This window comes from Actinoplanes philippinensis (assembly GCF_900113015.1).
Taxonomy (GTDB): domain Bacteria; phylum Actinomycetota; class Actinomycetes; order Mycobacteriales; family Micromonosporaceae; genus Actinoplanes; species Actinoplanes philippinensis.
Map to the genome: position 1 here is coordinate 544,083 of NZ_FONV01000006.1, position 13,652 is coordinate 557,734.

At 72.5% G+C, this 13,652-nt stretch carries 10 protein-coding genes; 4 read left to right on the forward strand and 6 right to left on the reverse strand.

Annotated elements, in window-relative coordinates; genetic code table 11:
* Window positions 1-160 precede the first annotated feature (160 nt).
* The 4 genes from BM290_RS18740 to BM290_RS18755 form a co-directional block, all read right to left on the reverse strand.
* A complete protein-coding gene (locus BM290_RS18740; RefSeq protein ID WP_093615805.1) occupies window positions 161-1,723 on the reverse strand; it encodes a methyl-accepting chemotaxis protein in 1,563 nt (520 codons plus the stop codon).
* A 75-nt stretch (window positions 1,724-1,798) separates the two neighbouring features.
* The gene (locus tag BM290_RS18745) at window positions 1,799-5,755 is read right to left on the reverse strand and encodes a P-loop NTPase family protein (RefSeq protein WP_093615676.1); all 3,957 of its coding nucleotides are present in this window, start codon (window positions 5,753-5,755) and stop codon (window positions 1,799-1,801) included.
* 1 nt (window position 5,756) lies between these two features.
* On the reverse strand, window positions 5,757-6,044 hold the full coding sequence (locus BM290_RS18750; RefSeq protein WP_143133825.1) for a hypothetical protein: 288 nt from the start codon (window positions 6,042-6,044) through the stop codon (window positions 5,757-5,759).
* Window positions 6,045-6,091: 47 nt separating this feature from the next.
* Window positions 6,092-6,769, reverse strand: a complete 678-nt coding sequence (locus tag BM290_RS18755) for an NUDIX hydrolase (RefSeq protein ID WP_093615680.1) — start codon at window positions 6,767-6,769, stop codon at window positions 6,092-6,094.
* Between the two features lie 62 nt (window positions 6,770-6,831).
* Between BM290_RS18755 and BM290_RS18760 the strand changes: the two genes are divergently transcribed.
* Both BM290_RS18760 and BM290_RS18765 read left to right on the forward strand, forming a co-directional pair.
* Window positions 6,832-7,890 (forward strand): SPFH domain-containing protein, encoded by a 1,059-nt coding sequence (locus BM290_RS18760; protein WP_093615682.1) that lies wholly within the window; start codon window positions 6,832-6,834, stop codon window positions 7,888-7,890.
* Complete coding sequence (locus BM290_RS18765; protein ID WP_093615684.1) at window positions 7,887-8,771, forward strand: hypothetical protein; 885 nt, start codon at window positions 7,887-7,889, stop codon at window positions 8,769-8,771. The genes BM290_RS18760 and BM290_RS18765 overlap by 4 nt, the downstream gene beginning before the upstream one ends.
* A 177-nt stretch (window positions 8,772-8,948) precedes the next feature.
* Here the strand turns inward: BM290_RS18765 and BM290_RS18770 are convergent, their stop codons facing one another.
* Window positions 8,949-9,635, reverse strand: a complete 687-nt coding sequence (locus BM290_RS18770) for a hypothetical protein (protein ID WP_093615686.1) — start codon at window positions 9,633-9,635, stop codon at window positions 8,949-8,951.
* Between the two features lie 173 nt (window positions 9,636-9,808).
* Between BM290_RS18770 and BM290_RS18775 the strand changes: the two genes are divergently transcribed.
* Window positions 9,809-11,344: a UxaA family hydrolase gene (locus BM290_RS18775; RefSeq protein ID WP_093615688.1), complete on the forward strand. Its 1,536-nt coding sequence runs from the start codon at window positions 9,809-9,811 to the stop codon at window positions 11,342-11,344.
* Here BM290_RS18775 and BM290_RS18780 read toward each other — a convergent pair.
* A complete protein-coding gene (locus BM290_RS18780) occupies window positions 11,341-12,321 on the reverse strand; it encodes a LacI family DNA-binding transcriptional regulator (RefSeq protein ID WP_093615690.1) in 981 nt (326 codons plus the stop codon). The genes BM290_RS18775 and BM290_RS18780 overlap by 4 nt on opposite strands.
* 88 nt (window positions 12,322-12,409) lie before the next feature.
* Here BM290_RS18780 and BM290_RS18785 point away from each other — a divergent pair, with 88 nt between their 5' ends.
* Window positions 12,410-13,390 carry an NAD(P)-dependent alcohol dehydrogenase gene (locus tag BM290_RS18785; RefSeq protein WP_093615692.1) on the forward strand — a complete coding sequence of 327 codons (981 nt, stop codon included), beginning with the start codon at window positions 12,410-12,412 and terminating at the stop codon, window positions 13,388-13,390.
* Window positions 13,391-13,652: the final 262 nt, after the last annotated feature.

Here is a 13,652-nt window from a genome sequence, read left to right on the forward strand (position 1 = left end):
CGGACGGGCGGACTGTGCACGTTCTCACAGGGCCCGGAAGGCTTGCTGACACGGGCCTGACGGAACGGTCCGATCGACGTCAGGAAGTAGACGTTAAACACCCTTTCAATGTCAACACCGCGCGACGGCCCCGGCCGCCGACAGTAATCAGACACCCGGATCAGGAGAGCCGGAACGAGCTCACCAGCGCCCGCAGCTCCTCCGCCGTACGGGCCACCTCGTTGCTCGCCAGGTTCGTCTGGCTGGTGCCGGCCACCGAGATCGAGCTGGCCCGGGCCACCTCGGCGATGCTCACCGCGATACGGCCGCTGCCCGCCGCCACCTCGCTGATGCTCCGGCTCATCTCCGCCGTCGTCGCGGTCTGCTCCTCGACCGCGCTCGCGATCGTCGTCTGATAGTCGTTGATCTTCGCGATGACCTCACTGATCCGGCTGATCACCTCGACCACGCCACCGGTCTCCTGCTGGATCGCCGCCACCCGGCTGCTGATGTCCTCGGTCGCCCGGGCGGTCTCCTGCGCCAGGTCCTTCACCTCGCTGGCCACGACCGCGAAGCCCTTGCCCATCTCCCCGGCCCGCGCCGCCTCGATCGTGGCGTTCAGGGCCAGCAGGTTGGTCTGCTCGGCGATCGACGTGATCAGCTTGACCACGTTGCCGATCTCCTCCGACGACACCCCCAGCTGCTCGATCTGCTTGGTGGCGAGCGCCGCCTCGGACACCGCCTCGCTGGCGATCTGCGCGGCCCGGTTCGTGTTCTCCGAGATCTCCCGGATCGAGACGCCCATCTCCTCGCTGCCCGCCGCGACCGTCTGCACGTTGCGGGAGATCTCCTCCGCCTCGGTCGACGCCGTCGACGTCTGATGGCCGGTCTGGTCCACGGCTCCGGCGATCTCCTGGCTCGTCGCGGCCAGCTCGGTGGCGGCGCCGGCCAGCGTGCCCGCGTTCTCCGCGATCCGCTGCATGGTGGTGTTGATGCTGTCGACCGCCGCGTCCAGCTCGGCCGCCATCACCCCCAGCTCGTCGCGGGCCACGATCCCGGTCCGCTGCGTCAGGTCGCCCCTCGCCAGTGAGCCGACCACTCCGGCGACCCGGCGCACCGGCCCCAGGATCGACCGGACCAGCGGCACCGACAGCGCCACCAGCAGCACCAGGCCGATCCCGGCGACCGCCAGCATCCACCACAGGGCCGCCGACTTGGTCGCCGTCATCTCCTTCTCCCGCTCCGCGATCTGGGCGTCCAGCGTTTCGTGGATCGCGCCGATCGCGTCGTCGACGACACCGTTCTGCTCGGCGATCGACTCGTACTCCTCCGCCGACACGCTCCGCGGATCCTTCACCGCGGCCGCCACGAAGTCGGTGACGAAGACGTTGAACGCCTCCACCTTGCTGCCGAGCGCGTCGATCGCCTCGCTGACCGCGCCGATCTCCCGGGCGCTCGCCGCCTCCAGTGCCTCGTTCGCCGACACCACGTCGTCGGCCACGTCCCCGGTCACGTCGTCACCGTGCGTCGACCGATAGGCGTCCACCTTCAGCTCCGCCTCGCGGGTGTCCAGGTGGTTGAGCGCCGCCTTGGTGAGCGTGCAGTCGTTGAGGCTCTCCTGCTTGTCGCTCAACTGGTCCTGGGACCAGAGCCCGATCCCGGTCAGAGCGCCGGCGACGAGCACACCGGTCACCACGATCGACGACAGCCGCTGGGCGACACCGAGGTCAGCTAGACGAGACATGAACACTTCCCGGGCAGGTTGAATACGGCCTTCACCACACGCATCGGCCCGAAACCGCCCGGACTGAGGGACAGCTCATCCCGCCGATCCCGGCCACCACCGCTGCACCAGCCGTACCTCGTCCAGAACCTCCCGGTGCGCCCTCGGCCCGGCGATCCGTTCCAGCAGGTCGCCGGCGGACGCCAGCACGGCGAAGCAGTCGTCCAGGTCGGTGCCGTCCAGACACCGGCGGACGATGTCGAGCTCACCGGGCCCGAGCCTCGCCGGCCAGGCGCGGGCGCCCTCACGCAGGACACCCTGACGGGCCGGACCGGCGAAGGCGACCGACAGAAGGTGACGGAGCGCGATCTCGCGTGGCTTGCCGGGAAGGTACGGAACGAACTGGCCCACCACGATCTCGACCGGCATCCGGGCGGAAATGGACATGCCGGCCTCCACCGCTTCGGTGATCAGCGGCTCCGGCAGCCGGCGGACGACCTGGAGCAGGATGTCCGGAAGGTCCCTCTCGTTGATGAAGGACTCGACCGCCGCGAGGCAGGCGATGACCGTCGGCTCCGGAAGCAGGTCGACGATCCGCAGGGCGACCCGGGTGATTCGCCGTTGCCAGGAGCCGCCGTCGCCGACCTGCGCGATGGCCTCGCGGAGCAACGCGCCACGCTCGGGACCCGCCGGCATCCGCCCGGCGACCTGGGCCAGCAGTGGTGGCCGCTCCACCGGATCAGGGTGCTCACGGGCCGCGGCGACGGCTTCCTTCAGCAGCTCGGGAGCGTCGGCCGGGCGCAAGCGGGCGATCTCGGACAACGCGAACGACCGCGGATTGGCGAAGTCGGAGTCCCGGGCCGCGGCCAGTGCCATGGTGACCGCCCGATCCCGGGAGAGGCCGTCGAGATGCTCGGCGACGGCGACCAGGGCGACGAACCGCTGCCACGGGCGGGACACCCGCTGTGCGTCGGACAACGCCTCGTCGAGCAGCCGGGAACGCTCGGGCTCACGAACGTTCACGGCGATCCGTGTCAGCGCCTTCGCCCGTCCGGGACCCGCCAGTCCCCGAGCCGCCCCCACGGCCTCCCGGACCAGCGCCGATCGCTGCTCGGGAACGCTTTCGGCCAGCACCGTGAGGAGCTGGGCGCGGCCTTCCTCGTCGCTGATGGCGGTCACCATGTCCATCGCGGCGCCGAACAGCCCGGCCGGCAGCCCAGGCGCGAGCCAGGTCAGGACGTCGAAGCGGCGATAGGCGCTGGGCAGCCTCGCGACCTCCTCGAGGATCTCCGTGGTCAGGGCCGGGGCCGCTCGTCGCGCCAGGACCTTCAGCGGCTCGACCCGGTCCACGACGTCGAGGCGGTCCCGCACGCACCGCAGGACACGAGCGAGGTGCCGTTCCTGGCAGGCGTGCGCCCAGTCGGTCAGCAACTCCTCTCGCGCCCGGCCCTCGGCGACCGCGCCCGCCCTCTCGATGATCAGTTCGGCTGTCCGGTCGTCGGCGACCTCCGTGAGATGGCCCAGCATCACGGCACGGCCGGGTCCGGCGCTCACCGAATCCACCAGATCCAGCAGTTCCGCCAGGATTTCCGGCACCCGGGCGGCGTCCAGGTGCTCGACCATGCCCGTCGTCACCCGGACACGATCGACGGGATCCGGCACGCTCGCCGCCACGGCCAGTGCCTCGCCGAGCAACGCCGATCGCTGCTCGCCGGGGCTCACCGCGGCCGTCTGCCCGAGCGCCCACGCCCGGTCGGCGGGATCGGCGCAGGCACGGGCCGCCTCCAGTGCCTCCGCGAGCACCGCCGGCCGGTCCGCCGCGGCCAGCAGGGGCACACCGATGGTCAGCGCGACAGCTCGGACCCCGGCCGCGCCGAGGGAACGGGCGAGGTCGAGCAGGTCCGCGGCCGGTGGCGGCCGGTCGAGGGCGCCAGCCGCCTCGATCACCAGGCCACGCTCGGTCTCGTCGGTGAGCATCCGGCTGAGCCCGAGAACGGCCTCGACCTGTTCGCGCCCGAGATACGGCAGAAGCCACCGCCAGACCCAGACCCGCCGGCCCTCCGGCATCAGTGTCGCGGACAGCGTGATCGCCCGGCCGGACTGCGCGCCGAGGTTCGGCGCCAGCTCCGCGAGCGCCTCTGCCAGCAGCTCGTCGTCATCAGCCGCGACAGCGGCATCCACCGCGGCCGACACGAACGCCTCCGGCACCGGAGCCGGGTGATGACTGACGACGTTGACATGGGCCCACGCCCGGCCGGCCGGGTCGATCGCTTCGACGCTGCGGATCGCCTCGGCGGCGACGGCGTCACGCTCGGCCGGCGGGAGATGCGGCAGCAGGCGGCTCAGCAGCTCGCATCGGAGGATGGGGACCCGGAACCGGCGGGCGTGCCCGAGCGCCCGTTCGACGCTCCACATGCCGTGCTCGACCAGCGTCGCCGCCAGGGCCGGGGGGATGTTGTTGGTCAGCGACACCGTGGCGGCCTGCATCATCGTGTAGCGCAGTTCGAGGCCGAATCCGGTGGCCGGGCGCGTGGCACGGACGTCGGCGTCGACCTCCGCGGCGACCAGGCGCTGCGCCCGGCGCAGGTCGGTGACGTAGTCGACCAGGGTGCCCGCGTGGTCGTGAGCCGCGTACCACAGGTTGCGGGCGCCGTCGTCGGTGGCGAGCAGCCGGTGCAGGTCGTCGTCGCGCTGGGCCCGGTCGAGGTGCAGCACCAGGTTGCGCAGCGGATAGCCGCCGTGGCGCGCGGCGATCCCCGGGTCGGCGGCGAGGCCGGGCAGACCGGCGTGCAGGCCGCCCCACGAGCGCAGGTAATGGTCGGCGATGCGGGAGTGGGCGGCCCGGCATCTCCGGGCGAGACGGCCGGCGCGGGCCTGGTCGGCTTCGAGCATCGAGTCCAGGTACGCGCCGTGCAGGTAGTCGCGCAGCGAGACGTGGTAGATCGCGTACCGCCGGTCGTCGCCGACCGTGGTGCAGGTCAGGAACGGGCGCAGCGGTTCGGAGCAGAGCCGCTCGACGTCGCTCTCGGGGAGGCCGGCGAGTTCGGCGAGGACGGTGACCGGCAGCGGCTCGGTGACGGCGGCCAGGGTGACGAGCAGCCGGGTCCGGGTGGTGTCCTCGTCGTCGTCGGGCAGCAGTTGCTCGGTGTAGTAGGTGATCAGGTCGGGCGGGAGCTGGTCGATCTCCAGCGGGGAGTGCAGGTCGAGCCGCAGCGCGTCGAGGATGTACCGCAGATACACCCACACGCCGCCGGAGCGGTCGAGGAGGCCGGCCACGAAGTCGCCGGTGGTGACGCCGGCCGTGGCGAGCCGCCCGGCGATCTCCCCGTCGCCGCCGGCGGTGCGTTCCAGGAAGTGCCGCATGTCGGCCAGGTTGCGCTCGTCGGCGAGTTCGAAGGTGGTCTTCTCCCAGGGCAGCCGCATACCGAGCAGGCGGCTGCCGGTCCGGCAGGTGACCACCATGATCACGCCGCGGGGCAGCCGGGTCGGCAGTCCGAGGGGCAGGTCGCCGTCGAACGTCTCCGCCTCGTCGAGCCCGTCGACGACCACGACGAGTTTCTGCCCGGCCGCGGTGGCGGCAGCCGCCCCGGCGCGCAGCACCTGGTCGAACCAGCCGGGCTCGCCGGCGGTCTCGGGCAGCATCCCGCCGGGGGTGAACCGGTCGGAGAGCTGGTAGCCGGCGATGATCTGGGCGGCCAGGTTGCGCAGCGCGGTCGCCGCCACGTTGCCCTTGCGGCGGCGGGTGAAGTGGCACGGCCAGCCGCGTTCGGCGGCGAGCCAGGCGGCCAGCGCGGTCTTGCCGATCCCGGCCGGCGCCTGGATCACCACGTAGCCGCGGTCGTGGCGGCGGATGAACCGGTCGATGCGGTCGATCAGCCACTCCCGGCCGGTGAACTGGCTGATCTGGGCCTCGTCGAAGACGGCGTCGGGTGGGATCCACGCGTCGATCAGGCGGGCGAAGCTGCCGGTGAAGACGTTGCCGGTGATGATGTCGCGGCCCGCCTGCCAGACGGCCCCGCCGTCGGTGGCGGTCGCCTGCTGTTCGAGGACCATGTCAGGGGCGGCGCTGGTCGTCGTTCACGGTGAGGTCGCGGCCGGCCTGGATGACGGTCGCCCCCTTGGTGGCGCGGGCCCGCTGCACGGTCGGGCCGCCCTCGCCACCGCCGCTCTCCGCCCCGGTGACGGCGATCTGCAGGCCGACGCCGACCAGCACCAGGACGATGAGCAGGACGAAGAGGGTGATGCTCCACCGGCCGGTGATCAGGTTGGTGACGGCGCCGATGCCGGCGCTGATCACCACGGTCGCCGCGGCTGCCGCGACGCGCCGTCTCGACGTCGACATAGCACCTCACCCGGAGTTGCGAAGGTGCCTTGATTCTATGCGGGTGATCAACCGGCTGCGGAGCGCAACAGCGGCGGGTGCAGCAGGGTGGCCGGGCCGCGGCGGTAGAGCTGGGCGGGCCGGCCGCGGTCACGGATCACCGTGCCTCCGGTGGGCTCGACGAAACCGTCGGCGCCGGTGACCTTGCGGTGGAAGTTGCGGGGGTCCAGGCGGGTACGCCACACGGTCTCGTAGACGGCCCGCAGCTCGGCGACAGTGAACTCGGGCGGGCAGAACGCGGTGGCCAGGGGCGTGTACTCCAGCTTGGCGCGGGCCCGCTCGACGCCGTCGGCCAGGATCCGCTCGTGATCGAAGGCCAGCTCGGCGCCGTCGACGGGCCGCCAGGAGGCGCCGGCCGCGTCACTGCCGGCGACCGGGGACGGCAGGTCGGGCAGCAGCGCCAGGTAGGCGACGGTGATGACCCGGCCTCGGGGGTCACGGCCGGGCGCGCCGTAGGTGGCGAGCTGCTCGAAGTGCCCGGCGCGCGGGTCGAGCCCGGTCTCCTCGCGCAGCTCCCGTGCGGCCGCCTCCTCGAGGCTCTCGTCGGGGAGCACGAAACCCCCGGGCAGGGCCCACTTCCCGAGGTACGGCTCGATCCCGCGCCGGATCAGCAGGACCTGCAGCTCGCCCTGCCGGATGGTCAGCAGCACCAGGTCCACGGTGACCGACACCACGCTTGTCGTCATGTTGACGATAATACCCGGGACGTTTTATCGTCATCGTGACGACAAAACGAAGGGACCCCACCATGGCCGACGTGACGCGACGCCTCCACCTGCGGCACCTGCGCGGCGCTCCGACGAGCTGGGTCAGCCACACCGTCAAGGGCCGGGAGAAGCGCTCGGGCACCGGGCTCTCGTTCTGGTACCGGCCGTTGACCGCGGTGCTCTCCGAGGTGCCGGTCGACGACCGGGAGCTGCCGCTGCTCTTCCACGCCCGGACCGAGGACTTCGCCGACGTGACCGTGCAGGCCACTGTCACCTACCGGTTCAGCGACCCGGCGGCGGCCGCGGGACGCCTCGACTTCTCCATCGACCCCTACCGGGGCCGGTGGCGTGGCCAGCCGCTCGACCAGGTGGCCACGCTGCTCGCCGAGCTGGCCCAGCAGCCCGCGCTCGACGTGCTGGCCCGGGTGCCGCTGGCCGAGGCGCTGACCACCGGCATCGCGCCGGTCCGGCAGTCGGTCGCCGACGCGCTCGCAGGCGACCCGCGGCTGATCGAGACCGGCGTGTCGGTGGTCAGCGCCCGGGTGGTCGCGATCCGCCCGGAGCCCGACCTGGAGCGGGCGCTGCAGACGCCGACCCGCGAGCAGGTGCAGCAGGACGCGGACAAGGCGACGTACGCCCGCCGCGCCCACGCCGTCCAACAGGAGCGCCAGATCGCCGAGAACGAGCTGCAGTCCAAGATCGAGCTGGCCCGCCGTCAGCAGGAGCTGGTCGAGCAGCACGGCGCCAACACCCGGCGGGAGGCCGAGCTGGACGCCGAGACACAGCTGGTCGCGGCGAAGGCGGAGGCCGACCGCAAGGAGGTGGCGAGCATCGCGGCCGCCGAGCGGGCCCGGCGCACCGCGGCGAGCGAGGCCGAGGGCGCCCGGGTGCGCGACGAGGCCAGGGCGACCGGGGCCCGGCTGGTCGGGCTGGCCGAGGCGGAGGCCGAGGCCGCGCGCCTGGCGGCATACCGTGACCTGCCGCCCGCCGTGCTGCAGGCGCTGGCGCTCAAGGAACTGGCCGGCCAGCTGCCGTCGGTCAACGAGCTGACCATCACCCCGGACGTGCTCACCAAGCTGGTCGGGCGGCTCGGCCAGTGAGCACGCTGGCCCCGCGGATCGTGATCGTGTCGCGGCGCAGCGAGCTCGACGAGCTGCTCGCCCGGCACGGCACGCTCGGCGCCGCGGCGTACTTCCTGCGTCAGCGGGGCCGCGACCTGGCCGAGGTGACGGCCCGGCACGAGGCGCTGAAGGCCGCGCTCACCGAGGTGGGCGCGGCCGTGCCGGCGGACTGGCGGCGCGGTCACGTGGAGCGCGGCGACCTGCCACGGTTCCTCTTCGCGCCGGAGGACGTGGTCGTGGCGGTCGGCCAGGACGGCCTGGTGGCCAACGTGGCGAAGTATCTGGACGGCCAGCCGGTGATCGGGGTCGACCCGGAGCCCGGCCGCAATCCCGGGGTGCTGGCCCGGCACCGCGCCGGCGGGGTGGCGGCCCGGCTGCGCGACCCGGGCCGGGACAGCCAGGAGCGGACCATGGTGGTGGCGCGGCTCGACGACGGCCAGGAGCTGTACGGCCTGAACGAGGTCTACATCGGCCACGCCGGCCACCAGTCGGCCCGCTATGTGCTCACCACCCCGGAGGGCGCCCGGGAGCGGCAGTCGTCGTCCGGCCTGATCATCGGCACCGGCACCGGGGCGACCGGCTGGTGCGCGTCGATCGCCCGGGAGCGGGCCGCCGCCCCCGCCCTGCCCGGTCCGGGCGATCCGGCGCTGTGCTGGTTCGTCCGGGAGGCGTGGCCCTCCCCCGCGACCGGCGTCAGCCACACGTCCGGCCTGCTCAGCGGTGCCGCCGAGCTGGAGCTGACGTGCGAGTCGGAGCGGCTGGTGGTCTTCGCCGACGGCCTGGAGTCGGACGCCCTGGAGCTGTCCTGGGGTCAGCGGATCCGGATCGGCGTGGCCGCGAAGAAGCTGCGGCTCGGCTAGCACCCGTTTCGGAGAGCCGCAGCCGGGCCACCGGCCGCGACAGGCGCGTCAGGGCAGGAGGGCCTCACGCATGGCCCGGCCGAGACGGACGTCAAAGCAGGAGGGTCTCACGCATGGCCCGGCCGAGACGGGCGTCAGGCCAGCAGGGCCTCACGCAAGGCCCGGCCGAGACGGGCGTCAGGCCAGCAGGGCCTCACGCATGGCCCGGCCGGGGTTGAAGCCGCCGATGATCCGGTTGGCCGCCGGGTCCCACACGTCGACGGTGTTGTTACGGCGCATCTGCTCGCGGATGCCGGACGGCAGAGGGGGCGCGTCCGGCATCGCGGCCCGGAGCTCCTTGGCGGCCGCGATCAGGGTGGCGGCCAGGCTGGCGGCGTCCGCGTCGGGGGCGACCCCGCCGTACTCCCAGCCGGCCGCCACCAGGTCGAGGATCTCCAGCACGTGGGTGACCACCGGCTCGGCAGCGGTCACCCGGACGACCTGCTTGGCGCGGGTGGCCACCACGGTCGCGGCGGCCGCGACATGCACGTACGGATGAAGGGAGACACCCGGGCCACCGGCCAGCGGCGACCGCAACCGCGGCCCGGCGCCCTGCCAGGTCCACCGGTAGTCGCGGCGGTCCGCCTGGAAGCCCTGCCCCGCGGTGGCCGCGAAGGCGGCGTCGGCGAACTCGCGCAGCAGATACGCCGCCACGACGATCCCGTCGTCGCCGTCGAGGACCCGGGCGGCCGCGGCGGCCTGGTCGGCGAACCGGCCCGGCACGTGGGCGCCGAACCGCTCCCGCACCTCACGGTAGATCTCCTGCTGGCGCCCGGGATCCTGCTCGGCCTGTCGCCTACCCGCCCCGAACCGGAACCACCGCATGTCGCCTCGTCTCAGCCGCCAAGAAGAACGCGCAACATGGTAGTTCGTCACCGATGCTCCCACTCAACCGCACGCGCGCCGGTCACAGCGGGCGGTCCCGACGGTCTCGACCGCGTGCGGCGCGCGTGTCAGGATGGCGTGCAAACGTTCCCACAAAATGTCAAGGAATCCCCATGCCGCAATCCGACCTGCGCGAAGTGGCCCTGCTGCTGCGTGAGCACGACGACGTCGCCGTGGCGACCCGGGACCTCGCCGCCGGAGAGACCCTGCGGCACGACGGGCGGGAGCTGACCGTCGGGGACCCCGTACCCCGCGGCCACAAGATCGCCCTGCGGGACCTCGCGACCGGCACGCCGATCCACAAGTACGGGCAGGTCATCGGCCGCACCACCGCGGACGTGCCGGCCGGGACGCACGTGCACGCGCACAACCTGGGCATGGCCGCGGTCGACCACGAGTACGAGTTCGGCACCGCCGTCACCGAGATCCCGCCGGCCGAGTACGGGCGCACCTTCCAGGGCTACCGCCGATCCGGCGGCGCGGTCGGCACCCGCAACTTCGTCGGCATCGTGACCTCGGTGAACTGCTCGGCGTCCACGGCCCGGATGATCGCCGACCAGTTCCGCGGCCCGCTCATGGACATCTACCCGAACGTGGACGGCGTGGTCGCGCTCGCCCACGACTCCGGCTGCGGCATGGTGCCGGCCAGCGAGGGCGGGCAGATCCTGCTGCGGACGCTGCGCGGTTACGCGAGCCACCCGAACATCGGCGCGATCCTCGTCCTCGGGCTCGGCTGCGAGATGATCGGCGTGGACACGCTGCTCGCCGGGCTGCCGGACGACTCCGACACCATCGTCGAACGGCTCACCATCCAGGACACCGGCGGGGTACGGGCCACCGTGCGCGCCGGGGCGGAGGTCGTCCGTACCCTGCTGGAGCGTTTGAACGAGAAACGGCGCGAGACCTTCCCCGCCTCGAAGCTCGTCGTCGGCCTGAACTGCGGCGGCTCCGACGGATACTCCGGCATCACCGCCAACCCGGCCCTCGGCCACGCCTCCGACCTGCTGGTGGCGCAGGGCGCGACGACGGTGCTCGCCGAGACGCCCGAGGTGTTCGGCGCCGAGCACCTGCTCACCCGCCGGGCCGTCAGCAAGGAGGTCGGGCAGCGGCTGCTCGACCGGATCGCCTGGTGGCACCGCTATGTCGAGGCCGGCGGCGGCACCCTGGACAACAACCCGTCCCCCGGCAACAAGGCCGGCGGGCTCACCACCATCCTGGAGAAGTCGCTCGGCGCCGTCGCCAAGGGCGGTTCGGCGCCGCTGACCGCCGTCTACGAGTACGCCGAGCGGATCACCGATCCCGGTTTCACGTTCATGGACACGCCCGGCTACGACCCGGTGTCGGTGACCGGCCTGGTCGCCGGCGGCGCCACCGTCGTCGTGTTCACCACCGGCCGCGGGTCGGTCCTCGGCGGCAAACCGGCCCCCGTGCTGAAGGTGGCCACCAACTCGGAGACCTACCAGCGCATGCGCGAGGACATGGACCTCGACACCGGTGGCATCGTCACCGGCACATTGACCATCGCCGAGGCCGGGGAGCAGATCTTCGAGGCGATCCTGGCGGTCGCGTCCGGCCAGGTCACCTGCAGCGAAGACCTCGACCTGGGCCGCGACGAGTTCATCCCGTGGCAGCTCGGCGCGGTGACCTAACCGGCCGGACCGGACGACGCGCGGACGACCAGGGTGGTGGGGAGGATGACCTCGGCGCCCTGGGCGGCCGTCATGCTGCCACGGCCCAGCAGCAGGTCGAGCCCGATCGCGCCGGCCCGGTCCTTCGGCACGGCCACGCTGGTCAGCGGCGGATGGCTCATCGCGGCGAAGCTTATGTCGTCGTAGCCGACCACGCTCAGCCGCTCCGGGACGACCGCGGCCCGCGCCGCCAGCCGGTGCAGCAGACCCATCGCCACCAGGTCGTTGTAGGCGAGAACCGCGGTCGCCGTGCTCGCCAGCACCAGATCGCCGGCCAGCACCCCGCCGTCGAAGGTCGGCGCCACCGAAACCACCGGCAGGATCTCCAGCTCGGCGTCACCCTGGAACTCGGCGATCCCGGCCAGCCGCTGCCGCGACGCCCACGAGTCCTCCGGCCCGGAGACGTACGCGATCCGCCGGTGCCCGAGCGCCCGCAGATGCCGCACCGCCTGCCGGGTGCCGTCGACGATGTCCGCCGCCACCGACGACAGACCCGGCACCCGCCGGTGCAGCAGCACCGTGTTCTCCGGATCGGCGGCCGCCAGCAGCTCGGCGTCCCGGGCGCGCGGCGAGCACAGCAGGATCCCGTCGGTGTTGTGCCGCAGCGTCGCGATCGCCTCCAGCTCGGCGACCGGATCCTCATCGGTGTCACTGATGAACACACCGCAGTCCACCGCCCGCGCCCGCGCCGTCACGCCCTTGGCCACATCGGCGAAGAACGGATTCCGCAGGTCGGGGACGATCAACCCCAGATTCCCGGTACGCCCGGTGATCAGCCCCCGGGCCGCCCGGTTGGGCTGGTAGCCGAGCCGGTGCGCGACAGCCACCACCGCCTCACGGGTGGACGGGCTGACACTGCCGCCGGTCAGGGCACGGGACACCGTCGACACCGAGACCCCGGCCGCACGCGCGACATCCTGCACGGTCGTGCGTACCAACCCGGCTCCTCACGCTGTGTCCTGCTGCCGCGCCAGCATAAGTCGCCGCTCAGCACCCTCACAGCAGGGGCCACGCAGGATCACGCTCATGCGAGCCATGGTCTACCAGGAATACGGTCCACCCGAAGTGCTGCGGGCCGCCGAACTGCCCGAGCCGGCGCCCTCCGGCGACCAGGTGCTGATCCGGGTGCACGCCACCACCGTCACGTCCGCGGAGACCGGCATGCGCCAGGGGCTGCCCCGGTGGGGACGGATCATCATCGGGCCGTTCAAACCCCGCCGCGGGGTACGGGTGCTCGGCCTCGAATTCGCCGGTGAGGTGGTCACGACCGGCCCGGCGGCACAGCGGTACCGGCCCGGGGACCGGGTGTTCGGGTTCACCGGGTTCGCGCTCGGCGCCAACGCCGAATACCTGTGCCTGTCCGAGCGTGCGTCGATGACGACGATCCCGAACCGGGTCACCTACGCCGAGGCAGCCGCGAGCGTCGACGGATTCACCACGGCGTGGCACTTCCTGCGCCGCGTCGCCACGGTCGAGCCGGGACAGAAGGTGCTGGTCATCGGCGCGTCCGGGAGCATCGGGACGTACGCCGTGCAGATCGCGGCACAGTCGGGGGCGGTCGTGCACGGGGTGTGCAGCGGACGCAACGCGGCCCTTGTCACGTCGCTCGGGGCGGCCCGGGTCTTCGACCACACCAGCGAGGACTTCACCGTGAGCGGGGAGCGCTACGACGTCGTGTTCGACACGGTCACGCGTAGCTCGTACCGCCGATGCCGTCCGGTCCTCGCCCGTAAGGGCGTCTATCTCCCCACCACCGGCCTGGCCAACACGGCCCTCGAAGCAGTCACCGCCCTGACCCGGGGCCGGCGCGTCCGGACCGGCATGTCGGTCCGCAAGCACGCGGCCCTCGCCGAGCTGCGCGACCTGCTCGCCGCCGACCGCCTCCGGGTGGTGATCGACCGCAGCTACCCGCTCCTCGATCTGGTCGAGGCACACCGCTACGTCGGCACCGGCCGCAAGACCGGGAACGTGGTCATCACCGTGGGTGTGGTTTCCTCTACGCCGTGACCGACTTCGCTGTGGCCGACGACGCGCCCGGATGGGACGCCATCGATGCCCGCCTCGCCGAGCTGTACCCCGGCGTCGAGCCCCGTCATCAGATTCCTCCGTGGATACTCCGGCCCTTCAGGCCGGAGAGGAAGCGGATTTCCTGCGAAGCAGGTCAGGGGTAGCCGATTCGCCGTCAAGGCGAACTCGGCGTCCACCCTCAGACTGCCCGCAGAAGTGGTGGCAAACAAGCGTGCTAACTTGTGAAGCATGTCCGGGCGCG

What these genes read in the sequence shown, in the direction of transcription:
- BM290_RS18770 (WP_093615686.1), bottom strand. Translation starts at nt 9,635, where the DNA reads ATGCGGTGGTTCCGGTTCGGGGCGGGTAGGCGACAGGCCGAGCAGGAT.
- BM290_RS18750 (WP_143133825.1), bottom strand. Translation starts at nt 6,044, where the DNA reads ATGTCGACGTCGAGACGGCGCGTCGCGGCAGCCGCGGCGACCGTGGTG.
- BM290_RS18745 (WP_093615676.1), bottom strand. Translation starts at nt 5,755, where the DNA reads ATGGTCCTCGAACAGCAGGCGACCGCCACCGACGGCGGGGCCGTCTGG.
- BM290_RS18755 (WP_093615680.1), bottom strand. Translation starts at nt 6,769, where the DNA reads ATGACGACAAGCGTGGTGTCGGTCACCGTGGACCTGGTGCTGCTGACC.
- BM290_RS18785 (WP_093615692.1), top strand. Translation starts at nt 12,410, where the DNA reads ATGCGAGCCATGGTCTACCAGGAATACGGTCCACCCGAAGTGCTGCGG.
- BM290_RS18775 (WP_093615688.1), top strand. Translation starts at nt 9,809, where the DNA reads ATGCCGCAATCCGACCTGCGCGAAGTGGCCCTGCTGCTGCGTGAGCAC.
- BM290_RS18760 (WP_093615682.1), top strand. Translation starts at nt 6,832, where the DNA reads ATGGCCGACGTGACGCGACGCCTCCACCTGCGGCACCTGCGCGGCGCT.
- BM290_RS18740 (WP_093615805.1), bottom strand. Translation starts at nt 1,723, where the DNA reads ATGTCTCGTCTAGCTGACCTCGGTGTCGCCCAGCGGCTGTCGTCGATC.